The following is a 25238-nucleotide window of genomic DNA, read 5'->3' on the forward strand; positions in this document are numbered from 1 at the left end:
CCCCACATTCTAGAGGGGCTACTGCTTGCCGAAGTCCTCGCCCCACTCGGGCGCATCGCTGGTGAACTCCGTCAGATCGCGCTCGCCGCTGAAGCCCTGCTGCATGTGCAGGTACTCCAGGTGGCGGTCGAAAAGATCCAGCACGTTGTTGATCAGCTGCGCGCGGGTATAGCCGAACACGTCGAAGCCCAGGGAGCCGTTCATGCCGAAGACCTCGAGGCGGACGTAGTTCTTGCCGTTGTCGAGCTTGTCCGACGCACCCTCGCGGACGGCGAACTCCGGGGTGGTGGAGATGACCGGGTAGAGCTGATAGCGGAAGACCGGATCCTCCCCGAAGATCACGGACAGGTCCAACTGGGGAACCTTGGTGTCCTTACTGTCGGCGACCAACAACGTGGCGTCATAATCCCTAGCCCGCAGCGCCGTAGCGACCGATTCGAGGGCGGGCTTGGCGATCTGCACCACATAGCGATACGCGGTCTGCTCCGACGGCCAAGTGGAGGTGCGGTCGAGGCGGTTCTCCCAGTCCAGGTCGTTGCCGGAGGGCAGGGTGCGCCCGGAGATCGCGGAGTGCAGGGCGATGGCGCGGGAATCCACCTGGGCGGTCTCCATACGTATAGAACGCATCAAGCCCACGATGATCAGGTACACCACCACCATGAAGGGCAAGCCCATGATCAGCGTGGCCATCTGCAGCGTGGCGATGCCGCCGACCTGCAGCATGGCGATCGTCAGCACGGCGACGGCACCCGACCACATCAGGCGCATCCACGGCGCGCCGTCCTGTTGGGGGTCCTTAGAAATAGAAGAGAACTTCGCCATAACCAGCGCACCGGAGTCCGCGGAGGTGACGAAGAACAGCAGACCCACGAGGATGGCGATAAACACCACGATCGTGCCGCCGGGCAGGCCATCGAGCAGGGTGTAGAAGCCACGCTCCGGAGAGTCCACAGCGGTCTGCAGGAAGTCGTGATCGTCGTTGTTCACCGCACGGTCCAGCGCGGTGTTACCCAAGATGGAGGCCCACAGCGCGACGAAGAGGAAGGGCACGCACAGGGTGCCGATGACGAATTGACGGAAGGTGCGGCCACGGGAAATGCGGGCCAGGAACAGACCCACGAACGGCGCCCAGGCCACCCACCAGGCCCAGAAGAACAGGGTCCAGTTGGCCATCCAGTCCGCTGTGGCGGCCGGGTCCTGGGAATAAGAGAAGGTCTCGAAGGTCCAGCGCGGCAGCCAGGCGAGGTAGTCGCCCATGTTCTTCACCACGGAGTTCAGCAGCCAGCCAGTGCGGCCGGTGAACAGGACGAACAGCAGCAGTGCGGTGGCGAGGTAGACGTTCGCCTCACTGAGGCGCTTAATGCCCTTGTCCACACCGGATACTGCGGAGATCGCTGCGACGCCCACTGCCAGCGCCACCAGGGCGATCTGCATGCCACGGCCCTCGGGCAGGCCGAACACCATGTTCAGACCGAAGTTCAGCTGCACCACGCCGATGCCCAGGGAGGCCGCCACGCCGAAGATCGTGCCGAGCAGGGCGGCGACATCTACCGCGTCGCCGATCGGCCCGTTGACCCGCTTGCCGATCAGCGGGTACAGGGCGCTGCGGATGGCCAGGGGCATGTTTAGGCGGTAGGCGTAGTAGCCAAAGGCCAGGCCCATCAGCGCGTACAGCGCCCAGCCGGACACGCCCCAGTGGAAAAGAGTCCAGGCGATGGCCTCGTTGTAAGCCTGCTCCGTCATCCCCTCGCCCACCGGCGGGGTGGAGTACTGCGCCAGCGGCTCGGCCACGGAGTAGAACATCACGCCAATGCCGATACCGGCGGCGAAGAGCATCGCCGACCAGGAGAAAAGGCTGTACTGGGGCTTGGAGTGGTCGGGTCCCAAGCGGATAGCGCCCGCCTTGGACAAGGCGATCCAGATCATGAAGATCAGCGCGATGGCGACGGTGGCAATATAGAGCCACCCCAGGCTCTCTGTCAGCCACCCGGTGATTCCCCCGACGACGGAATCGAAGTTATCGCTGGCGACGGCGGCCCAGATAGCGACCAGCAGGGTAATGACCGCGGTGACGACCACCACGGGCCAGTTGGCCTTGGGAGGCTCCCCACTGCGTGAGCGGTCCGCCCCCGCAGAGTACGTACCGACGATGGCCCGAGGGCCAGCTGACAGTCTGGATCGCTTCTTGTCCGCCAACTTTTCCTATTCCTTAAACCACCCCGTCACCGCTGGCGCGATGTTGGTGTAGACGTGCTTGTGCTCTTGGTACTCGGCCAGTCCGGTGGGGCCGAGCTCGCGACCGTTGCCGGACTGCTTCATTCCGCCCCACTCCGCCTGCGGCAGGTAGGGGTGGAAGTCATTAATCCAAATGGTACCGTGACGCAGCTTACGTGCGACCCTTTCCGCCTTTCCGGCGTCAGTGGTCCACACGGCTCCGGCCAGGCCGTACTCGGTGTCGTTGGCGATAGCCACGGCCTCGTCCTCCGTGGCGAAGGTCTCGATGGTCACGACCGGGCCGAAGGCCTCGTCGTGCACGCAGTCCATCTCCTGGGTACAGCCATCGATGATCGTCGGCAGGTAGAACACGCCCCGGGTCAGGTCCGTGTTGCCCGTGGCGTGGGAGCCCTGGTTGTCCTCGGCCGTCGGGATGCGACCGCCGCAGAGGATCTTCGCGCCCTGCTCGCGGGCGCGGTCGACGTAGGCCGCAACCTTGTCGCGGTGCTCCGCGGAGATCAGGGCGCCGGTCTCGGCGGCTTCGTCCAGCGGGCCGCCGACCTTGATCTTCTCGGCCTTGGCCACCAAAGCCTCGACGAACTGATCGTGGATGGACTTCTCCACCACGATGCGTGAGCCCGCGGAGCACACCTGGCCGGAGTGGACGAACGCGCCGTTCAGAGCGTTATCCACCGCAGCGTCGAAGTCGGCGTCCGCGAAGATGACGTTCGGGTTCTTGCCGCCCAGCTCCAGGGCCACGCGCTTGACGGTCTCCGCCGCGTTGCGGGCGATCAGCTTGCCGGTGACCAGGCCGCCGGTGAAGCTGACCATATCCACATCCGGGCTCTGTGACAGCGGGTTGCCGCAGTTGGCGCCCGCGCCGGTGATCAGGTTAGCCACGCCGGCCGGCAGGCCCAGCTGGTCCAGGACCGTCATCAGCATCATGGCGGTGTGCGGGGTGAGCTCCGCCTGCTTCAGCACAAAGGAGTTGCCGGCAGCCAGGGCCGGGGCGACCTTCCAGGCCACCTGCAGCAGCGGGTAGTTCCACGGGGTAATCAGGCCGCATACGCCGACCGGTTCGGCGTCAATACGAGAGCGAACGTTCGCATCGCCCGGGTCCACAACGCGACCGGCCTGGTGCTGGGCGAGCGTGCCGAAGTACTCGAAGGAGTTGGCGATGTCGTCCATGTCGATCTCGGACTCGGCCAGGCGCTTGCCCGTGTCGGCGGACTCGGCGCGGGCGAAGGCATCCTTGTTCTCGCGGATCTTGTCTGCAACCTGCAGCAGCAGCTTGCCGCGCTCGGCGGCGGGCACGTCGGCCCACACGCCGGAGTCGAAGGAGGCGCGGGCGGCGGCGATGGCCTTGTTCGTGTCCTCGTCGGAGGCCTCGGACACCAGGCCCACGGTGGAGTTATCGGCAGGGTTGGTGATCGTGCGGGTCTCGCCCTTTTCGGCCGCTACCCACTCGCCGTTGATGAACAGCGAGGCGGGAGCGCCCTCATTCTTGTGCACCCCGGCCAGCAGTTCGCAGGTGGTGGGGTCGAACAGTACAGCGTTCATGGTTGGATTCTCGCTTTCTGTGTTTGGCCTTTTGGTCCAGTTTGTCCAGGTTCTAGTCTTCGGTCCAGGTGCGCACTGGGTCCGCGCCGTCGGACATGTCGGAGGTGCCCGGCAGGTCGCGCTGCATGTGCAGGAACTCCAGGTGGCGCTCGTAGAGATCCAGGACGTTATCGATCAGCTGCTCCGTGGTGTAGCCGTAGATGTCGTAGCCCAGCGAGCCGGTGTTGTCGAAGACCTCGAGGCGGTAGTAGAGCTCCCCATCGCTGGTGCTGCGGGTGAAGCTCGGCACCGGGTGCTCCAAGGGGTAGATCTGGTAGCGGAAGTCCTGCTCTTCACCCAGGTGGATGGTGAGGTCCAACTGGTTTACCGGCAGGTTCGGCACGTCGGCAGCCACCAGCGTAGTGTCGATGCCTTCGTCATTCAGCTCGCGTGCGACGGCCTCCAGCGCAGGCTGCGCCACCTTGGTGAGGTACTCGTTGGCCTTGGCCTGGCTCGGCCAGGTGGAGGCACGCGACAGGCGCTTGCGCCAAGACTGCTTGTCCCCGCCTGCACCAGAGCGGCCGGACATGGCGCTGTGCAGCGAGATGCTGCGGGCCTCGGTCGCGTAGCTCTCCAGGCGCAGGGAGCGCCACAGTCCGAACATGATGAGGTAGATCACGATCGTGAACGGCAGGCCCATCACGATAGTTGCCAGCTGCACTGTTTCGACGCCGTTAACTTGCAGCATGACCAGCGTCAGCACGCCGACCAGGACGGCCCAGAAGATGCGGGACCACTTGGCACCGTCCTGACGGGAATCCTCGATCTTGGAGGTGAAGTTAGCGGTCACCAGCGCACCGGAGTCGGCGGAGGTGATGTACAGCAGCAGACCGATCAGGGTGCACAGGATGATCAGCACCCCGCCACCATTCATGTCCTGCAGTAGTGCATAGAAGCCCTGCTCCGGGGCGTCCATAGTGTTGTTGGCGAAGTCCATGTCGCCACTAACCACACGCTTGAGGGCGGTGTTTCCGAATAGGCTCATCCACAGGAGGATGAACAGGAACGGAATGGTCAGCACGCCGACAACGAACTGGCGCAGAGTGCGGCCGCGGGAAATGCGGGCCAGGAACAGGCCGACGAAAGGCGCCCAAGCTACCCACCAAGCCCAGAAGAACAGCGTCCAGGCGCCCATCCATGCCTTGGTTGCCTCCGGGTCCTCGGAGAAGGCAAACGTATCCATCGTCATGCCCGGGAAGGATGAGACATAGTCGCCAATGTTCATCACGAGGGCGTCAAGAAGGAAGGCAGTCTGGCCAGTAACGGTCACATAGAGCACCAGGCCGATGGCCAGCAACACGTTGATCTCACTCAGGCGCTTAATGCCCTTGTCCACGCCGGAGACGGCGGACAGGGTGGCGATACCGACGGCGAAAATGATCAGGCCGGACTGGACAGCCACACCCTGGTCCCAGCCGAAGATGAGGTGCAGGCCGTAGGTCAGCTGCACCACGCCGATACCCAGGGAAGCTGCGATGCCGAAGACGGTGCCCAGCACGGCGGCGATGTCCACTGCACCGCCGATGGGGCCATGGATGCGCTTACCGATCAGCGGGTACAGGGCGCTGCGGATGGCCAGCGGCATGTTCAGTCGGTAGGCGTAGTAGCCGAAGGCCATGCCCATCAGGGCATACAGAGCCCAACCTGTGATGCCGTAGTGGAACAGTGCCCACACGACGGCCTGTTCTGCAGCCTCGCGGGTCTGCCCCTCACCTACCGGCGGTGCCATGTACTGGGTGACGGGCTCCGCGACGGCGAAGAACATCAGGTCTACGCCGATGCCGGCGGCGAAGAGCATTGCCGACCAAGAAAAGAGGCGGAACTGCGGGCGGGAGTGGTCCGGCCCCAAGCGGATGTTGCCCGATTTCGAGAAGGCGACCACTAGGACGAAGATCACAGCGACCGTCGCGGTGACGATGTAGAACCAGCCGAGGTTCGTGGAGATCCAGCCGGTGACGGTGCCCAGGGTGTCCTTGGCCTGCTCGCGGCCGAAGAAAGCGTAGAGGGCAACGGCCAGGATGCCGAGTGCCGAGACGATGAACACGGGCCAGTTGGTCTCGGGGTCCGTTACTTCACCCGGCGAATAGCTCTCGCGGTCGTTAACATCAAAAGAGCCGACGATCACTCGCGGAGCAGAGGCTTTTTTCCTGCTCACGATGCGCCGGGAGGCGCTTTCGGCCGCCTCCGGCTGATGGTCGTTTTCGGGATTTGTCATGTAGTTCTCCTCTTGTTCTCCTCGATCGCTTCCTCGCCAAAGGGAGTTCATTTTCTCAGAAATACAATTTCCTAGAGTACACAGGTCTTTCTAATTTGCCAGCATTCCCCCTCACATAGGTGTTAATTACTACCTCACTAGTGAGGTAGTTTAATCATGTCCTTTACCTGCCATCTAGCGAATTAATAAAGAAAATGGCATACTGGTAAACGTTCAGTCATTTAACTAGGAGGCGAGTGAATAGATGAGCTTCATTGACAAGCTGATTCCAGGAAAGAAGAACGACACCAAAGGCCAGGTAGTCGAAGACCGTCGTCGGGATATCGTCATCGTCGGCGGCGGTTCCGCAGGTTCCGTATTGGCCAACCGACTCTCCGAAGACTCCACCAAGGACGTCATGGTCCTGGAGGCCGGCCGCCCGGACTCCCTGTGGGATCTGTTCATCCACATGCCAGCTGCGTTCTCCTTCCCCATCGGCGACAAGCACTACGACTGGCAGTACGAATCCGAGCCGGAACCGGAGATGAACGGCCGTCGTATCTACCACGCCCGCGGCAAGGTGCTGGGTGGCTCCTCCTCCATCAACGGCATGATCTTCCAGCGCGGCAACCCGATGGACTACGAGAAGTGGGGCAAGCTGCCCGGCATGTCCAACTGGGGCTGGAGCCACGTCCTGCCCTACTTCAACAAGATGGAAACCGCCCTGGGCGCCGACGCTAACGACCCGCGCCGCGGCCACAACGGCCCGCTGAAGCTGACCCGCGGCCCGGCCACCAGCCCGCTGTTCCAGGCCTTCTTCAAGTCCGTCCAGCAGGCCGGCTACAACCTCACCAACGACGTCAACGGCTACCGCCAGGAGGGCTTCGCCCCCTTCGACCGCAACATCCTGGGCGGCAAGCGCCTGTCCGCCGCCCGCGCCTACCTGCACCCGGTCATGAACCGCAAGAACCTGGACGTGCGCACCCGCGCCTACACCACGCAGGTCATCGTTGAAAACGGCAAGGCCGTGGGTGTGGAGTACCAGTGGAAGGGTCAGACTCACCGCGTCTTCGCGGACAAGGTCATCCTCTGTGGCGGCGCCTTCAACACACCCCAGCTGCTGGAGCTGTCCGGTATCGGTGACCGCAAGGTGCTGGAAAAGGCTGGCGTCGAGGTCAAGAAGCACCTGCCCGGCGTGGGCAACAACCTGCAGGACCACCTCGAGGTCTACGTGCAGTACAACTGCACCCAGCCGGTGAGCTCCCAGCCGTACTACAAGATGATCAACCGCCCGTTCATCGGTCTGCAGTGGCTGCTGACCCGCCGCGGTCCGGTTGCGTCCTCCCACTTCGAGGCCGGCGGCTTCGCCCGTTCCAACGAGAACGAGGACTACCCGAACCTGATGTTCCACTTCCTGCCGATGGCGATCCGTTACGACGGTTCCCAGCCGGAGGGCGAGCACGGCTTCCAGTTCCACGTCGGCCCAATGTACTCCGACACCAAGGGCCACGTTCACATCAGGTCGAACGACCCGAAGGACAAGCCGGAGATCCTGTTCAACTACCTGGCCACCGACCAGGACCGCCGCGAGTGGGTCGAGGCCGTGCGCACCTCCCGCAAGCTGCTGGACACCCCGGCGATGAAGGAATTCACCGACGGCGAGATCTCCCCCGGCGCTGCCGTGGAGACCGACGAGGAGATCCTGGAGTGGGTACGCAACGATGCCGAGACCGCTCTGCACCCGTCCTGCACCGCCAAGATGGGCCCGGCGGACGACGAGATGGCCGTTGTCGACCCGGAGACCATGCAGGTCCACGGTGTTGAGGGCCTGTACATCGCCGATGCATCGGTCATGCCGATCATCACCAACGGCAACATCTACGCGCCGGTCGTCATGCTGGCAGAGAAGGCCGCCGACCTGATCAAGGGCGACAAGCCCCTCGATCCGATCGACATCCCCTTCTACCACGCTAAGCAGGACATGCCGCTGTACGCGGAGGGCGAAGAGCCCCGCGATCACGTCAACGCCATCCCGGGCGCTGACCACTAGTTGCTAGAGCTCTAGTTTCTAGGGCTCTAAGTTTCTAGGGCTCCAGCCCGTCCAGATACGCCCGATCTGCCTTGGATAGCTCCACGTTGTCCAGCAGATCCGGGCGTACTTTTTTGGTCCTGGCGAGGGATTGCTCGCGCCGCCACTGCGCGATCTTCGCGTGGTTGCCGCTGAATAACACGTCCGGCACGTCCAGTCCGCGCCACTGCCGGGGGCGCGTGTAGCTGGGGCCTTCCAGCAGCCCGTCCTGGAAGGAATCCTCTTGGTGGCTGGCCTGGTTGCCCAGCACACCGGGGATCAGCCGCACCATCGCCTCGGCCATGACCAGCACGGCGACCTCCCCGCCGATCAGCACGTAGTCGCCAATGCTGACTTCTTCCACGCGGTAACGGTTCTGTGCGTCCTCCACCGCTCGCTGGTCGATGCCCTCGTAGCGGCCGCAGGCAAACACGACATGTTCTTCGGTGCTCCACCGTTCTGCCATGTCTTGGGTGAACGGTTTTCCTGCGGGTGTGGGGACGATAAGCAGCGGTTTTGTGACGCCACCCGCCTCCTCCCCTAAACGCTCAGCATCGCTGTCGCCTGTGGCAGGCAGAAGGTTGCGCTTGTGCTCCGCGGAGCTCTCCAGGTCGCTGACCCTGGCCGCCGGGCCGGTGCCCGCCGCGACGTCATCGAGAGCCGGTCCCCAGACCTCGGGCTTCATCACCATGCCCGGGCCACCGCCGCACGGGGTGGAATCCACCGACTGGTGGACATCACTGGTCCAGGCGCGCAGATTATGCACGCCGACACTTAGAATTCCCTGCTCAATGGCCTTGCCTAGAAGGGCGTGGCGCAGCGGTTCTAGGTATTCGGGGAAGATCGTTACTACGTCTAGGCGCAAAACTAGCTCAGCTCCAAAAGCCCCTCGGGCGGGGTGAGCACGAGGATCTCCTCTTCCAAGTCCACCACCGGGACAATCTGGTGACGGAAGGGAACGAGCACTTCCTTGCCGGCGGTCGGCAGCTGGGACTCGGCGTCAATAAGAATAACGAGCAACTGCCCGGCCGGAGTGTGCTCAACGGCGACGACCTCCCCGACCAGATCCCCGAGCTGAATCTCGTCGCCCTCCAGATCCGTGCCGGGGGCGAGCAGGTAGGCGGTGAGGCCTTCGAGCTCGTGGTCGTAGAAACCGTCGTCGTCCCCATCGTGCACAGGGGCGGCGAAGAAGCGCACGCCGCGCAGGGACTCAGCGGCCGTACGGTCGGCGACCTCCTCGAAGGTGACCAACAGGCGCCCCTGGTGCGGGCGGAAGGAACGAACGGTCAAGGACAGCTCCTTGCCCGCCTGCCTACCCTTCAAAACCTCGCCGGTGGCGAAACGCAGTTCGGGGGTGTCCGTCGTGGGATCGACGACCACCTCTCCCCGCACGCCGTGGGGCTTGATCACCCGGCCGATCTGCAACTCCATAGGCTAGATAACACCCTGTGCCAGCATTGCATCGGCCACCTTGCGGAAGCCGGCGATGTTGGCGCCGAGGACGTAATCGTCTTCGCGGTCATATTCCCGGGCCGTCCTATCGCAACGCTTGAAGATTCCCCGCATAATGTCGCGCAGGCGCCTATCCGTGTAGTCGAAGGTCCAGGAATCGCGGGAGGCGTTCTGCTGCATCTCCAGCGCAGAGGTAGCCACGCCACCGGCGTTGGCGGCCTTGCCGGGGGCGAAGAAGATCTTGCGCTTGCGGAAGACCTCGATGGCCTCCGGGGTGCACGGCATGTTGGCACCCTCGGCGACGTAGCGGCAGCCATTGTCGGCGAGCAGGATTGCTGACTCGCCATTCAGCTCGTTCTGGGTGGCGCACGGCAGAGCCACGTCGGCCTCGACCTCCCAGATGTTGCCGCCCTCGTGGTAGGTCACCCCGTCGGTCTCCTTGGCGTAGTCAGAAAGGCGAGCCCGGCGCACCTCCTTGATGTCTTTCAGCAGCTCGATGTCCACGCCCTCGGGGGTGAATACGTAGCCGGAGGAATCGGACATGGCAACGACAGTTGCCCCGAGCTCTTGAGCCTTTTGAGCAGCGTAGATGGCGACGTTACCGGAACCGGAGACGATGACCTTGGCACCGTCGAAGCGATCGTCGTGGGCACCCATCATTTCCTGGGTGAAGTAGACGGTGCCAAAGCCGGTGGCCTCGGTGCGGACCAGGGAGCCACCCCAGGTCAGGCCCTTGCCGGTGAGCACGCCGGACTCGTGGCGATTCGTCATACGGCGGTACTGGCCGAATAGGTAGCCAATCTCGCGGCCACCCACACCGATGTCACCAGCGGGGACGTCGACCTCTTCGCCGATGTGGGTGTGCAGCTCCGTCATGAACGACTGGCAGAAGGACATAATCTCTCGGTTCGACTTGCCCTTCGGGTCAAAGTCCGAGCCACCCTTGGCGCCGCCGATCGGCAGGCCGGTCAGGGAGTTCTTAAAGATCTGTTCGAACCCCAGGAACTTGATAATGCCCAGGTTCACCGAGGGGTGGAAGCGCAGGCCGCCCTTGTAGGGGCCGAGCACGGAGTTGAACTGCACGCGGAAACCGCGGTTTACACGCACTTCGCCCTCGTCGGTGATCCACGGGACGCGGAAGATGACCTGCCGTTCCGGCTCGCACATGCGCTCGATGAGTGCGTAGTTTGCGTAGTGGTCGTCCTTCTTCAGGACGTACGTCAGGCTGTCCAGCACCTCTGAAACGGCCTGGTGGAACTCTGGCTCCCCCGCGTTGCGTTGAATGATCTGCTGGTAGTAACCGCTGACGGTTTCTTCGACGTTCATTGAGGATGCCTTCTTTGCCTCTCGCGAAAAACTCAATGGTCGGCGCACGGCCGGCCTGTGATGACAGTCATTTAGTCTACTCCCCATGACCGACAACACATTCAAGTGGTGCGTTCCGTGGGCAATTGCCACAATGGATAGCTTGAAGGACACCCTGGAAGCCACCTTACAAACAAAGAAAACCCCAGGTGAGCAGTAAATACTCAACCTGGGGTTGGAAAGCTGGTGGCGGTGCGCACCGCCGCTGCTTTTACTCTGCGGACTCGGCCTCAGCTTCTGCCTCGCCTTCGGAGTCAGCCTCAGCCTTCTCGGCCTCCTCGGCTGCCTTGGCAGCAGCCTCTTCCTCAGCGGCAGCCTCAGCAGCGGCCTTAGCCTCTGCCTCTTCCTTGGCCTTGCGCTTCTTCTCGGTGATGGCCTCAGCGGTCGGGCCGTCGGCAGCCTCAGCCAGAGCCTCGTTGAACAGGTCCAGCTTGGACTTCTTCTCCTCGGCCACCTTCAGGGTGCCCTCGGCGCCCTCGATACCCTTGTGCTTCTGCCAATCGCCGGTGACCTTCAGCAGAGCCAGAACCGGCTCGGTCGGCTGTGCGCCGACACCCAGCCAGTACTGTGCGCGCTCAGAGTCGATCTGGATGAGGGACGGCTCCTGGGTGGGCTGGTAGATGCCCAGGTTCTCGATAATCTTTCCGGAACGCTTGGTGCGAGCGTCCTGAACGACGACGCGGTACTCCGGGGTACGGATCTTACCCAGGCGCTGCAGTTTAATCTTGACGGCCATGTGATGGCTCCTTTTCTTCTAGTTGGTCACTGGGCAGTTCAGACACTCTGCGAAGAATCTCTGCGGAAAACCCGCTAAAAAATTTTTCTGGCCAGAGCCGGTTCAACCCTTCGTATTTTTGCTGCGCGTGACCACCGGCCGACCGTGGTCGGGGACGGTGTTACACAGACAACCTGCATAAGTGTAGTAGCCGGCACCCGCGGGAACCAAATCCTCTGCTGGCAGTGCCCGCTACTTCTTCGGGAAGTTCATCTTCGACAGGTCAATGCCCTCGAAGCCCGGGGGAAGCTGCTCCTGCATCTTCTCCAGGTCCTTCATGCTGGGCATTCCGCCGCCCATGCCCGGCATCCCCGGCATGCCAGGCATTCCCGGCATACCCTGGCCGCCGCCCATGCCCTTACGCATGTTCTTGCGGTTCTTGTTCTTGGCGTTCTTGCCCTTCTTGCCCTTGCGGTGCACCTTCTGCTTCTTAGTCGCAGAGCGGCCGCCCATGCCGAACTGGCCGGCCATCTTGCCCATCATCTTCTTTGCCTCGAAGAAGCGGTCGACCAGCTTGTTCACGTCGGAAACGCTCACGCCAGAACCGTTGGCGATGCGCTTGCGGCGGGAGGCGTTCAGGATCTTCGGGCTCTGGCGTTCGGCCGGCGTCATGCCGCGGATGATGGCCTGGATGCGGTCCAGTTCCTTTTCATCCACCATGTCGGCCATCTTCGACATCTGGGACCCACCGGGCATCATCTTCAGGATGTTGCCCAAGGGGCCCATCTTGCGGATCATCAGCATCTGCTCGAGGAAGTCCTCCAGCGTCAGGTCACCAGAGGCCATGCGCATGGCGGAATCTTCGGCCTTCTCGGCGTCCAGAACCTGCTCGGCCTGCTCAATCAGGGTGAGCACGTCACCCATGCCGAGGATGCGGTTGGCCATGCGATCCGGGTGGAAGACGTCGAAGTCCTCCTGCTTCTCGCCGGTGGAGGCGAACAGGATCGGCTTGCCGGTGACCTCACGGATCGACAGTGCGGCACCACCGCGGGCGTCACCATCCAGCTTCGTCAGGACGACACCCGTGAAGTCCACGCCATCGCGGAACGCCTCGGCCGTAGTAACGGCATCCTGGCCGATCATGGCGTCAATAACAAAGAGCACCTCGTCGGGCTCCACCGCATCGCGAATGTTGCGCGCCTGACGCATGAGCTCCTCGTCGATGCCCAAGCGACCCGCGGTATCGATAATGACGATGTCGTGCTGGCTGCGGTAAGCCTCCTCGATACCGCGCTGCGCGACGTCGACCGGGTCACCGTGGCTGGTGCCCATCTCGTGGTCGTGGGAATCCAGGCTGGTACCCGGGTCCGGGGCGAAAGTCTTTACGCCGGCGCGCTCGCCGACGATCTGCAGCTGCTGCACCGCACCCGGGCGCTGCAGGTCACAGGCCACGAGCATGGGAGTGTGGCCCTGCTTGGCCAGGTGCAGGGCCAGCTTGCCGGCCAGGGTGGTCTTACCGGCACCCTGCAGACCGGCCAGCATGATGACTGTCGGCGGGTGCTTAGCCAGGTTCAGCCGGCGGGTCTCACCGCCGAGGATCTCCTTGAGCTCCTCGTTGACGATCTTGATGACCTGCTGGGCTGGGTTCAGCGCCTCGGATACCTCTGCCCCGGCGGCGCGCTCCTTGATGCGCTTAATAAAGGCGCGCACCACCGGGAGGGATACGTCTGCCTCCAGCAGCGCGAGGCGGATCTCGCGCGCGGTGGCATTAATATCAGCCTCGGACAGCTTGCCCTTGCCACGAAGGCCCTTCATGGCAGATTGCAGGCGGTCTGACAAAGACTCAAACACTACTTAGTGCTCCCTTGTAGGTATCGGAGGTTGGCTTATAACTCCCCTAGCTTAGCCAGTGGCCTACACGACAGTCACATTTCACAGGTGTTTTAGCGCGTTTTAGAGCGCCGTTTTACAGCGCATCCTCTCCGCGCTCGCCGGTGCGCACGCGGATCACCTCGTCCACCGGGGTGATCCAGATCTTTCCGTCGCCGATCTTTCCGGTGCAGGCGGCGCCGACAATCGCGTCTACGACGCTATCTACCGAGGCGTCCGCCGCCACGATCTCTAGCTTTACCTTCGGCACGAAGTCCGCCGCGAACTCGGCGCCGCGGTACACCTCGCTGTGGCCGCGCTGGCGGCCGAAACCTTGGGTCTCGCTGACGGTCAAGCCGTGGATCTCGATGGCCTCGAGGGCCTGGCGAATATCTGGCAGTGTGAAGGGCTTGATTACTGCGGTGATGAGTTTCACGATTCTTCTCCCTTGTTCTGGGCGCTGTTCTGGGGGTTCTCGGCGCTGTACATACTGCGGATATGCGAGCTCGAGGTGACGTTAAGATCGTAGGCGGACTCGCGGTGTTCCACCAGGTCGATGCCCGTATCCTCGCCTTCGTCGTCGACCCTCCAGCTGATCGTGACCTTGATCACCAGCGCGATCAGGTAGGTAGCCACACCGGAGAGGATCGTTGCCACCACTGCGATCACGATCTGCACCACCAGCAGTTTGAGGCCATCTACCCCGCCACCGGTGAACACACCGTTGTCCTTCGACAGCAGCGCCAGGCCCACCGTGCCCCACAGCCCTGCGGCCAGGTGCACACCCACGACGTCGAGGGAATCGTCGTAGCCGAAACGGTACTTGAGGCCGATTGCCATGCAAGCGATGACGCCACCAATAAATCCAATGACGATGGAAGTTAGGGGCGTCAACGTTCCAGCCGCCGGGGTGATCGTAACCAGACCTGCCACGGCGCCAGACGCGGCACCCAGAGAGGTAGCGGCGCGGTCGCGGATAGTTTCACAGAGCATCCAGCCAAGCATCGCGGCCGCGGTAGCGACCGTAGTGTTGATCCAGGCCAGACCAGCCATTCCGTCGGCGGCGAAGGCGGAGCCGCCGTTGAACCCGTACCAACCGAACCACAGCAGAGCGGCACCGAGCATCACCATCGGCAGGTTGTGCGGGCGCCCCACCTTGGAGGGGAAGCCTGCGCGCTTGCCAACGAGTAGAGCCAGAACCAGCGCCGCCGTGCCGGCGGAGATGTGCACCACGGTGCCACCTGCGAAGTCGATGGGCGTGATGTTGGCTTCCCCGTCGGTGGAGCCGAACATCCAAGCAGCGATGGAGTTCTCACCGTCGCCGAGCAGGCCGCCGCCCCACACCATGTGGGCCAGTGGGAAGTACGCCAGGGTCACCCACGCGCCGGCGAAGGCGAACCAGGCTGCGAACTTCACGCGCCCGGCCAGTGCGCCGGAGATGATGGCGGTCGAAATGATCGCGAAGGTCACCTGGAAGCCGATGTCGATGGCGTTGGGGTATCCGTTGGCACCTTCGATCGGCTGGCCCGCGGCGTCAGTAATTTCGCCAGAAAGACCGAATGCGGTGAAGGGGTTACCGAACAACCCTGCGATGTCCGTGCCGGCGTAGGACATCGACCAGCCCCACAGCACGTAGAGGACGGGGACGATGGCCATCACGCCGAAGGACATCATCATCATGTTGAGCACTTGGCGGCGGCCAGTCATGCCGCCGTAGAACAGTGCAAGGCCTGGGGTCATGAGCAGCACCAGCGACGCGCTGATGAGCATCCAAGCCGAATTTCCGGAGGTCAGTACAAGTTGATCTGGGGTCATTTTTCACATCCATATCTGTGAGTCTCAGCACTTGTGCTGCAAAGAATAAGATGCTGAGAATGCACTTTCCGGAAAGAAAAAATTTTTTGAGACGCAGATCACTAGGATCTCGGCCGGACAACGCGAATAACCCCGTACGCTGCACACATACGGGGTTATTTACGTAAATTTTTTAAATTTTTACTGTCCGATGGGGCTTATTCTCTACCCCAGCAGAGCATCGACGAAGCTCTCGACCTCAAACGGTGCCAGGTCGTCCGCACCTTCGCCGAGGCCCACCATCTTCACTGGCACGCCGAGTTCTTCCTGCACCTGGAAGACGATGCCGCCCTTTGCGGTGCCGTCGAGCTTGGTCAGCACCACGCCAGAAATGTCCACGACCTCGCGGAACGTGCGTGCCTGCATGAGGCCGTTCTGGCCGACGGTCGCGTCCAGCACCAGCAGCACTTCGTCGACCTTCGCCTTCTTCTCCACCACGCGCTTGACCTTGCCCAACTGGTCCATCAGGCCCACACTGGTGTGTAGGCGGCCGGCGGTATCGACCAGGACGACGTCCACGCCGGAGTCGATGCCCTTCGCCACCGCGTCGAAGGCAACGGAAGCCGGGTCTGCGCCCTCTGCACCGCGTACGGTTTCTGCCCCCACTCGACGCCCCCACGTCTCCAGCTGGTCAGCCGCGGCCGCACGGAACGTATCCGCCGCGCCGAGCAGAACCTTGTGACCCATGCCGATGAGCACGCGGGACAGCTTACCGGTGGTGGTTGTCTTACCGGTTCCGTTGACGCCCACCACCATGATTACGGCTGGCTTGCCCTCGTAGGGCATGGCCTTGATGGAGCGATCCATGTCCGGCTTGCAGGCGTCGATCAGCGCCTCGCGGAGCATGCCGCGGGCTTCTTCCTCGCTGGATACGCCATTGATGGCGATGCGCTCACGCAGGTCATCGACGACCTTCATCGTGGTTGGGGTGCCCAGGTCGGCCATCAGGAGGGTGTCTTCGATCTCCTCCCACGCGTCCTCGTCGAGGTCGCCGGCACTCAGGATGCCGAGCACGCCACGGCCGATGACATTCTGAGACTTGGACATGCGGCCGCGCAGCTTGCCCAGGCGGCCCTGGACGGGCGCGATCTCCTCGCGCTGTTCCGCGGGGGCTGGCTCTGGTTCGGGTTCCGGCTCGGGCTCAACTTCCGGCTCGGGCGTCGGCTCGGGTTCCGGTTCGGGCTCGGGCTCAGCGACCGGCTTGGGCTCCTCAACCGGCTCCGGCTCTGGAGAAGGAGCCGGGGCTGGAGCGGACTTCGGAGCCTCCGGCTCGGGAGCTGATTTAGGTTCGGGGGTAGCTTCCGGTTCCGGCGTCGGCTCCGGCTCCGGAGCGGCCTTGGGCTCCTGGGTTGCTTCGGGCTTCTTCAGCTCCTGGTCGGAACGCAACTCCGGCTGCTTCTCGGCAGTCGCGGCACCGGCTCCGGCACCACCACCGGCGGTGAAGCTAAATCCGCCCTGGGCCTTGTAATCACCACTGCTGGGCTTCTTCTGCTCGATCTCATCCTTCTTCTCGAAGGAAACCTGCTTCGCCTTGTTCCGGCGCAGACCCAGAACAACAAGAATCGCCACGACAATGGCAAGAATCAAAAGGCCAATAAGGACCCACATCAAAACACTATTCATAGCCTCCAGTGAATCAGAACTTCGTCCACAATGCCGAGTCCAACGCCAACTGCAATACCGTGTCTCAGCACAGCAAAGTAGGTTCTCGCATCTTCCGGCCTAATATAAACCTTCGTGACTGAGTTTGTCCGCAACATTCCCCTCACCGGCACCTGGCCGGAGGTAATCACCTGGGTGCTCATTTTTGCCACCCTGACCGCCCTGTTTTACTCACTGCCCACCGAGCCTGCAGGCCGTCGGAAAAGGGCAATGATCTGGTCAACAGGTGTCACCGCCATTCTCACTTGTGGCGGACTCGTCCTCCTCATGTGGGGCACCACCACACCTTGGTCGGAGCTCGGATTCAGACTGGTAGCGGGCACCGCCGCGCTATTCCTCGCCGCAAACTTGGCGGGTTGGTGCGTAGGGGCGTCATTAAAGAAGATTTGGACGATCCTGCTGGTGGCCGTACTAGCGGTCGGCAGCGCAGCAGTAGCGAACCAATCCTATGACCTATTTCCGGATGTCGGGCAGATCGATCCCGTCAAGCTGCGAACCTTCAACAATGTGGACGAACTACCGAAAGCGCAATCGGTACCCCTCAAGGAATGGCGTAAGACAACGCACGATAACATCCCGGCCGAGGGAAGCATTCTGAAAGCTTCGGCTCCGAAGAAGGAGTCAGGCTTCCAAGCACGCGACCTACGCATATACCTGCCACCGGCGTGGTTTACCTCTCCCCGTCCCCAGCTACCGGTACTGGTTCTGCTGGCAGGTATCCCCGGAGACCCCGACCAATGGTTCGATACCGGTGACGCTACCGACGTAGCCCGCAAGTACCAGAAGGCACACGGCGGGGTCGCCCCTATTATTGTTTCCGCCGACGCAACCGGCGGTACATGGAATAACCCGGTGTGTACGGACTCCAACAAGGGTAAAGTACAGACCTTCCTGACAGAGGATCTGCCTTCCTGGGTGCAGCACCACCTCTCCCCCAACCCTGACCAACGCACATGGACCATCGGCGGGCTTTCCTACGGCGGAACCTGCACGCTTCAGGTCGTCACGAACCATCCCGATGCCTACGGCAGCTTCGTGAATATCTCCGGGGAGCGCACACCCGACGATGGCAATAGCCACGAATCAACAGTACGGAACTTCTTCGGCGGATCGGAAGATAAATTCAAAGCGCATAACCCCGAGGACCTGCTGAAGACCCGCACTTATCCCCATACTGCAGGCATGTTTATCGCCGGACGCGACGACAGTCAGGCCGCCAAAGACCTCAAGCACCTTCACCAACTGGCTGTGAAGGCGAAAATGGAGGCCAGCTATAACGAGGTCGACGGCGGACACAACTTCCGGACTTGGCGCTCCGGCCTAGCCTTGGCTTTCCCGTTTATTGCCCGCCGGGGTGGGCTGGGAAACTGAGGACCTCGCGGATTGAACGGCCCGTGAGCAGCATAATGAGGCGGTCGACGCCAAGCCCCAACCCGCCAGTCGGCGGCATGCCGTCTTCCAAGGCACGCAGAAACGCCTCATCAACTTCCATCGCTTCCGGGTCGCCACCCGCTGCCTTCAGCGACTGCGCCTCCAGGCGGTCACGTTGTTCCAGTGGGTCGGTAAGCTCCGAATACGCTGTTCCGAGCTCTACTCCCCAGGCAACGAGGTCCCAGCGCTCGGCCACGCCCGGCTGGCTTCGGTGCTGGCGGGTCAGCGGCGAGACACTAGTGGGAAAGTCCGTGTAGAACGTCGGCATAGTGGTGGTGCATTCGACCAGAGCCTCGTACATCTCCTGCACTACCTCACCGGAATCCCACCCTGGCTGGGTAGCAATCCCATGTACAGCACACAGCTCTAACAGCGTCTCGAAATTCGTCTCCGGGGTGATCGATTGCCCCACTTTCTCGCTGATGGCCTCGTAGACGGTCTTCACCGGGAAGTTCTCGGCGATGCTCACCAGGTTGCCTTCCGGGTCCAGCACCAGCGGCTCCCCGTGGTAAGCAGTGGCGGCCGCCTGAATGATCCGCTGAGCTACCCAGCGCATCGATTCGTAGTCGCTGTGCGCTTCGTAGGCTTCCACAGTTGTAAATTCCGGGTTGTGGGTAGCGTCCACGCCCTCGTTACGGAACACACGTCCCAGCTCGTAAACCTTTTCCGCCCCCTGGGTCAGCAGGCGCTTCAGGTACAGCTCCGGGGCGATGCGCAGGTAGAGGTCCTGATTCGCAGCGTTACTCCGCGTTCTAAATGGGCGCGCATTCGCACCACCGTGAACACGCTGCAGAATCGGGGTTTCCACTTCCATGAACCCCAGGTCCCCAAGCGTGCGGCGGATCGCGGCGTTCACCACCGACCTGGCACGCAGTCGGGCGTTGACCTCCCCGATCCCCGCGCCACGGCGCGTCAGGGGGTGCAGATCCTTCGCCTCCAATTCGATGGCCTCTGCCAGCAGAGAAGGCTCGCCAGTCCGTGAATGCCCGCGCGTTCCTACCACTGCAATCAGGTCGCCCAGATCCAGGGCACGCAGTCTCGAGGCCAGTTCTTCCCCCGGCGCCTCGACTAGAACTTGGCATTTGCCGGAGGCATCCCGCAGGTCGATAAAGGACACTGCCCCGAACTCGCGCTTGGCCACGATGCGACCTGAAATGCGCAGCGGGCCGGAAGTGGTGGCGTCACTACCTTCGGCAATCTCAATACACTGCACCACAGCAACGTCCGAGCGTTCTCCGGCACCACGCGCCGCGACCGGCCACGGCTCTACCCCAGCTTCGCGCAATGCCAGTGCCTTTTTGATTCGCACGGCGGTCTGCTCGCTGGCGGTTTTCTTGTGGGCATCCGTTAGCTGTTCAACGTAGTTCAGCGCCTGTGCTGCTTCGGGCTGCCCACTGGTGGCGTATTCACGATGCTCCTCGGTTCCCCGCCCAAACAAACTACCGAACGTGCTGCCGAAAGTGGGTACGAAGCCCTCCGCAATGCCAGATGCAATGCCCACGCGCGCCATCGACAAGGAATCCGGGTAACAGACATACCGTGGGATCCACACCGGCTTGTACTTCTGGTTGGAGCGATAGAGCGTCTCCATCTGCCACCACTTCGACAGATATGTCAGCACCCGGCGTGTCTGCCTGCGAATAGGCCCCACGGCCACGGCATCCTCGCTGGCGAACAGTTCGCGGAAAACTGCGAAGTTCAGAGAGAGCTTGTGCAGGTTCGCTTCAGTGCACAGCGCCACGATCATAGTTTCGACCGTGCCGTTAGGAGCCTCCGGGCTGCGACGCATAAGGTCCAGCGAGGTGCCGCTTAGCCCCCAGGGGATAAACGACAGCACTGCCACAATCTCGTCCCCCACCAGGGCCTCTGCCAAGAGGCAGTCCTTGTCCTGCGGATCGCCGAGCCTTCCAAGCGCCATAGAGAAGCCACGTTCGTCGGTTGTATCGCGCCACTTTTCTGCCAATTCCTCTACGCGCTGCATCTCTTCGATGTTCAACTCGCCGTGGCGCCGGATACGCACCCGCACTCCTGCCTTCTGCGCATGGGCCCGCGCCTGACGCACTTCTCGTAGTTCGGAAAGGTGGAAGCTCTGCGTATCAATCACTGCTTCGTCGCCCAAGTGGATAGAGCTTAGCCCCTGCTTTTCGTAGGCCCTTGCTCCTTGTTCGGACGCCCCCATCACCGCCGGCACCCACCCGAATTCCCGTGCACGATTCAGCCAAGCGGTGATTGCCTGGTCCCAGAACCGCGGGTCGCCAATGGGGTCTGCGGACGCCAAGCACACGCCGGCCTCGATGCGGTATGTCACCGCTGCCCGCCCCTTGGGTTCGTAGACCACGGACTTATCGCGACGGGTGGCGAAGTATGCCAACGAGTCGTTCGTGTTGAAGCGCCGGATCAGGGCGCGCAAGGCGGTTTCGTCCTCTGCACTGATGCCATATTCGTCGCGGTGGGAGCGCAGCAGCATCAGCCCCGCGGCGAGGAGCACCAGCGCCGACAGAGCGGAAACCAGGAAGGTGATGAGCTTCGGCGGGTGGCCGCCTGTGTGTACGTGGGTGAACAGGGAGAATCCGGCGGAGTGGTTCAGCGCCCACAGCGCTCGCCATTCCGGCGCCAGGTTGCCGTGGAAGAAGTGCACCAGCACCAAGGCAAGCAGGAACACCGCGACGGTGCCGCCCAGCCAGAGCAGGAAGGCCGCCAGGATCGCACCTTTCACTGTGTGCGTGTAGAAATCTTTGCGCTGCCGAAGCATCAGGAGCAGCAAGAGGAGTTGTACAACCATTCCCGCTACAAACAGCGAGTGCGCCCACTCAGGGCCGACGTAGAAGTATTGCGGTAGCAAAAGCAGCAGCACATTGCTGCAGTTAAGGATCAGCAGCGCGGCCACGGCTACCACCCAGGCTGCACGTTTGGCCCGATAGAGACCTATGCCCAGCACCAGCAACGCGGCGGACCACGCGACGGAGGGCACGGGGACCGGCAGGAAGACGTTATCCATCACCACTAGCAGTTGGAGAACATGCACACGTGCTGCGGTGGAGATGCTCAGCGCCAGCGCCATCAGAGCATAGGCGCACAGGATGGTTCCGATGAAGCGGGGAAAGAAACCACGCGATCCCGCCAGCGGACGCAGAGTGTTTTTGCGATCAACATTCACTCCACGAATTATGCACCTTCCGTCAGACAGTCGGCCCGAACACGCCGCGCACCATGGCGTCTGCCATGACGATGTCTCCGGTCACGAGGTCCGGCACCAGCCGCGCCATGGCCGCCCATCCCGGGTAGGCGCTGAGCAGTTTGCCCAGGCTGGACATCTTCTTGTGCGCGTACATGCGGGTGGCCAGGGCGAACACCATGGAGATCACGGGCGTCAGCGCCCAGCGGTTTTCCGGAGTGTCGGTATCCACACCCTCCAGGCGGTCGAAGCGCACGCGCGCGGAGAGGTACAGCTGACGGTTGGCGGCCTTCACCTTGCGCAGCAGCGTAACTGCGGTCTTCATCAGCTCCGGGTCGCCCAGCAGTTCGGAGAGCTCGGCGCGCTTGTTGAAGGTCTCGAACACGGCGATGAGGCGACTGTTTTCCTCGCTCAGCGCGCCCGGCACCACTCCGGCCTTGCCGAAGAACATGTCCAGCACGGCCTTCTGCTGTGCGGGGTCCATGTGCGCGATCTGCACGGTAGTGCTGTCGATGCACGCGGTATCCAGGGACACGTCGCGGCCGGTATCGACCGTCTGCACTGCGGGTTGCCCGGCGACCTTCTTGAGCTCCTGCCGCAGGCGCTTGTCTTGTTCTTTTTCTTCTGACGCCCCTTCGGGGTCAACCAGCGACATATCCCCCAGGATCTCGAGGGCTGCGATCCACGGGGGATTCGAGCGCTCGGCTTCGGCTCCCACCAGGGTGGAGTGCACCAGTCCGGAGAGGATGAACTGCGCGGGGCGGTCGGCAGCGGGGACCAGGGACTGCGACATGGCGTGCACGGATTCCCGCGGGTTGTTCGTCAGCGCGGTGCGCAGGTTGTCCAGTACGTCGAAGCGTCCGCGTAGCCAACCGGCCTGCACGTCCCAGAGGGTGGAAAGCGTTGCAGTATCGCTGGGGAGTTCTTCGGATTCGCCCGCCAGGAAGGCGGCCAGCTGCACCCACGGGTCGGTGTCGGCGTCTTCCTTGTTGGCCCCGAAGTAGCCCTCGGCCTGTGCGACGGCGGCGTGCTGGCCGGCGGCGACGGGAGCCCGCAGGTAGTTGAAGCGGTCGCGGCCGAACAGCTGCACGCTCAAGGGGCCAGCGCCCTCGAGCTCGGCGGGCAGTGTGCCCTGGGCTAGAGCACTCTTCTCTAGGGTGCCTGCTGCACTGGGCGTAGCCTGCAGCTCCACGAAGTATGCGGGCTGCCAGGGCGCGGTGATGGGCCAAACCCACGCTCCGGCACCCGGCGCGCCGAACTGTACCGGCGTCTCTTCAGATTCGTCCCCGCCGTGGATGAACAGGGCATCCCCATCGACTGAGGCAATGTAGTCGAACCCGGGGCCGATACGGGCAAGGCGCACGCTTACGCGGCGGTCCTCCACGAACTCCAGCTCGATGGCTCCGGAGGTCAGTGTGGCCAGGGACCCGGCGGCGCTGGCGAGGTCCACGAACCAGGTGACCTCGTCTATCGTTTCCAGCTTCAGGGTGCGCACGGGCGAGCCGTGGTGGTTGCGGATCACCACGCGGGCGTCGTCCATCAGCGCCAGGTTCTCCGCCTTGGAGCCCATGCCGGGGCGGAAGCCGGGGCGTACGCGGAAGCGGGTCTGCGTGTCGATGGCACGGGCGGAGACTTCGATGGGGTCGGTGCGCCACATCGGATCCTCCCCCTGCATCGTCAGCTGGTAGCGCAGGCGGGAGGGTTTGACGATGACGGGCAGGGCGTCGCCCGCATCGGTCTGCACGACGGTGGTGCTGAAGCGGTCGGTGGGTCCGAGCTTCTGCGGCGGGATCTTCTCGAAGGGCTTCTCCCCCGGCAGCAGGCGCACCGTCACGGGGCTTAGACCGCCAGCCATCGGCAGGCGCGTTTGATTGCTGGGCCCGCCGAATTCCATCTCCAGGGAAAGCCCCTCTACCAGGGCGTATTCATGCCGGAAGGATTCGTTGCGGGGGCCGCGTAGGCGCACCAGGTACTCGCCCACCCACGGGCTATCCCACGCCTCGGGGTCGAATACGTCGAACACGCCGCCTTCGGCGGGAACCTCCAGCGGTTCCTCGTCGGAGACGGCCTCGCCGGTCTCGCCGGGCCCCGCATAGGCGGAGACGGAAAGGTACCAGATCTCGTCCGCGCCGGAAATCGTCGGCGGGAATTCCACCTGCAGGCTCTGGGAGTGGATCACCTTGCCGGAAGTGGTTTCCACGCCACCCACCACGTCGTCGGGCTCTACGAACTGGGCGCGCTGGCGCGGGTCCACGGCACGCACTCCGGCCATGGACGGGCTGCGCTCGCCCGGCTTGGCAATGTGCAGACTCAAGGATTCGCTTAAGTCCAACAGACGAATGACCCAACCGTTCCAGCTCTTCATCGGCTGTTCTTCCAGCACCGGGATGTCCGCCCCGGTCACCGGGTCCACGGCGGCAGTCTCGGAGGGAACCACCACATACACCTGCTCGTGGTGCAGGGAAACCCGGTCGGTAAGGTCCGTGCCGCGGATGGTGAACACCAGCACGGGGTCCTCGGTATCCACCAGCGGTAGCTGCCAGTGCTGGCCGTCGTTGGCGTTGCGCACGCTGACCTTGCGCAGCGGCTGGCGCACGGGAATGTCCAGGATCTCGGTCACGGCCCGGCCCGCGTTATCCGCATGCATGGTGCGGAAGGCGGCGGGTTCGCCGTCGAAGTCCACCCGCCAGCGCACCTCGGTGTGTACCTTCCCCTCACTCTCCAGGGGCTGCGAGGGCAGGCGCAGAACCACGCGCTGGCGCAGCGTATCTAGCTGCAGGCGCGGCTGGTCTTCGCGGTGTGCCACGCCCACGCTGTGACGCCGATCCTGCGTGCCCACCGGCCTCTCCCGCAGCTCTTCAATCACATCCTCCAGGATGAGTGCGGGCAGCTCCACGGCGGGAAGCGTGTACTCCCAGGAGTCCGGGTGCGCGGCGGCGTGGGCGACGATCTCCACGATCGGGGCGATCAGCTTCACCGCCGCCTCCGGCAAGGTGGCACACAGCGGACCTACCTGGCGCGGTTCATAGGCCAGCTCGGCCACGACTGCCCGCGCAATGTCGGCGGCGTCGGCTCCCTCCCCACTGTCCTCACTGGCTTCACTGTCCGCCCGGCGGTTATCCACCAGCTCGATCAGCTCCGGCACCCAGTCAGAGGCAATGCCCACGTGTGCAAATAGGCGCCCGAGCTCCCCATCCGGCCCACCGGATACCGCGTCCATGGGATCAAGCCCAGCAGCGGAGAGCAGCTCCCCAAAGCGCCCCTCGATCAGCTGGGTACGTGTGGGCGTCGGCTCCAAACCAAGGCCGTACCAGTACTCGGCTGGCAGTTCCGAGACCTCATGGAACCGCGCGGCGCGGGAGAGCAACGTGGCGATCGTCAGCGCGGGACAGGCCTGCAGCAAGGCCTCCTCGGTGGAACCGGCGGCGACCTGGCGGGCGATAAAGGTGCCGAAGAATCGGCTGGTGCGCTCCAACTCGTCGCCGTCGATGTCTAGCTCTACGAAAAGTTCCACGTCGGCCAGCTTTCCGGCCAGAGCCGCCTCGGTGGACGAGGCCCACGGCAGGAGCGAATCCTGCATGTCGGAGATCGGGCTGGTGGTAGGTGCTGCGCTGGCTGGGATCTTCTCGCTAGAACTCAC

Annotated in this window: 15 protein-coding genes; 2 read left to right on the top strand and 13 right to left on the bottom strand. The window is 63.1% G+C overall.

From position 1 onward, the window contains the following. Positions 1–18: 18 nt before the first annotated feature. Genes betT (MHX66_RS03370) through betT (MHX66_RS03380) form a run of 3 tightly spaced genes read right to left on the bottom strand, consistent with a single transcriptional unit; the run spans position 19 to position 6028 of the window. Entirely contained in the window at positions 19–2196 is a 2178-nt protein-coding gene (gene betT, locus MHX66_RS03370; RefSeq protein ID WP_239199812.1) for a choline BCCT transporter BetT, read from the bottom strand. Positions 2197–2202: 6 nt separating this feature from the next. Then, on the bottom strand, positions 2203–3774 hold the full coding sequence (locus MHX66_RS03375; RefSeq protein ID WP_239199833.1) for an aldehyde dehydrogenase family protein: 1572 nt from the start codon (positions 3772–3774) through the stop codon (positions 2203–2205). A 52-nt stretch (positions 3775–3826) separates the two neighbouring features. Then, positions 3827–6028, bottom strand: a complete 2202-nt coding sequence (betT, locus tag MHX66_RS03380; protein WP_239199836.1) for a choline BCCT transporter BetT — start codon at positions 6026–6028, stop codon at positions 3827–3829. Between the two features lie 244 nt (positions 6029–6272). Here betT (MHX66_RS03380) and betA point away from each other — a divergent pair, with 244 nt between their 5' ends. Then, a complete protein-coding gene (gene betA / locus MHX66_RS03385) occupies positions 6273–8057 on the top strand; it encodes a choline dehydrogenase (protein WP_239199839.1) in 1785 nt (594 codons plus the stop codon). A gap of 34 nt (positions 8058–8091) precedes the next feature. Here the strand turns inward: betA and trmD are convergent, their stop codons facing one another. The 8 genes from trmD to ftsY form a co-directional block, all read right to left on the bottom strand. Then, the gene (gene trmD / locus MHX66_RS03390; protein WP_239199856.1) at positions 8092–8940 is read right to left on the bottom strand and encodes a tRNA (guanosine(37)-N1)-methyltransferase TrmD; all 849 of its coding nucleotides are present in this window, start codon (positions 8938–8940) and stop codon (positions 8092–8094) included. Between the two features lie 2 nt (positions 8941–8942). Beyond that, positions 8943–9506 (bottom strand): ribosome maturation factor RimM, encoded by a 564-nt coding sequence (gene rimM, locus MHX66_RS03395; RefSeq protein WP_239199875.1) that lies wholly within the window; start codon positions 9504–9506, stop codon positions 8943–8945. 3 nt (positions 9507–9509) lie between these two features. Continuing rightward, positions 9510–10853 carry an NADP-specific glutamate dehydrogenase gene (gene gdhA, locus MHX66_RS03400; protein ID WP_239199878.1) on the bottom strand — a complete coding sequence of 448 codons (1344 nt, stop codon included), beginning with the start codon at positions 10851–10853 and terminating at the stop codon, positions 9510–9512. Positions 10854–11103: 250 nt separating this feature from the next. Then, the gene (gene rpsP / locus MHX66_RS03405) at positions 11104–11628 is read right to left on the bottom strand and encodes a 30S ribosomal protein S16 (protein ID WP_005295323.1); all 525 of its coding nucleotides are present in this window, start codon (positions 11626–11628) and stop codon (positions 11104–11106) included. Positions 11629–11859: 231 nt separating this feature from the next. After that, entirely contained in the window at positions 11860–13458 is a 1599-nt protein-coding gene (gene ffh / locus MHX66_RS03410) for a signal recognition particle protein (RefSeq protein WP_239199881.1), read from the bottom strand. A 115-nt stretch (positions 13459–13573) separates the two neighbouring features. Then, positions 13574–13912, bottom strand: a complete 339-nt coding sequence (locus MHX66_RS03415) for a P-II family nitrogen regulator (RefSeq protein ID WP_005295327.1) — start codon at positions 13910–13912, stop codon at positions 13574–13576. Further along, the gene (locus tag MHX66_RS03420; protein ID WP_239199884.1) at positions 13909–15291 is read right to left on the bottom strand and encodes an ammonium transporter; all 1383 of its coding nucleotides are present in this window, start codon (positions 15289–15291) and stop codon (positions 13909–13911) included. Before MHX66_RS03420 ends, MHX66_RS03415 begins: the two co-directional genes overlap by 4 nt. A 204-nt stretch (positions 15292–15495) precedes the next feature. After that, positions 15496–16953 carry a signal recognition particle-docking protein FtsY gene (ftsY, locus tag MHX66_RS03425; protein ID WP_239199887.1) on the bottom strand — a complete coding sequence of 486 codons (1458 nt, stop codon included), beginning with the start codon at positions 16951–16953 and terminating at the stop codon, positions 15496–15498. A 114-nt stretch (positions 16954–17067) separates the two neighbouring features. On the opposite strand from ftsY, the gene MHX66_RS03430 reads away from it, so the two are divergent. Next, on the top strand, positions 17068–18363 hold the full coding sequence (locus MHX66_RS03430) for an alpha/beta hydrolase-fold protein (protein ID WP_239199890.1): 1296 nt from the start codon (positions 17068–17070) through the stop codon (positions 18361–18363). Here MHX66_RS03430 and lysX read toward each other — a convergent pair. Together lysX and MHX66_RS03440 are read right to left on the bottom strand one after the other, a co-directional pair. After that, on the bottom strand, positions 18332–21580 hold the full coding sequence (gene lysX / locus MHX66_RS03435) for a bifunctional lysylphosphatidylglycerol synthetase/lysine--tRNA ligase LysX (RefSeq protein ID WP_239199893.1): 3249 nt from the start codon (positions 21578–21580) through the stop codon (positions 18332–18334). The two genes, MHX66_RS03430 and lysX, sit on opposite strands and share 32 nt — an antisense overlap. Before the next feature lie 22 nt (positions 21581–21602). Further along, positions 21603–25238, bottom strand: a complete 3636-nt coding sequence (locus tag MHX66_RS03440; protein ID WP_239199896.1) for a hypothetical protein — start codon at positions 25236–25238, stop codon at positions 21603–21605.

Origin of the sequence: Corynebacterium sp. ACRPH (genome assembly GCF_022347285.1) — a bacterium.
Taxonomy (GTDB): domain Bacteria; phylum Actinomycetota; class Actinomycetes; order Mycobacteriales; family Mycobacteriaceae; genus Corynebacterium.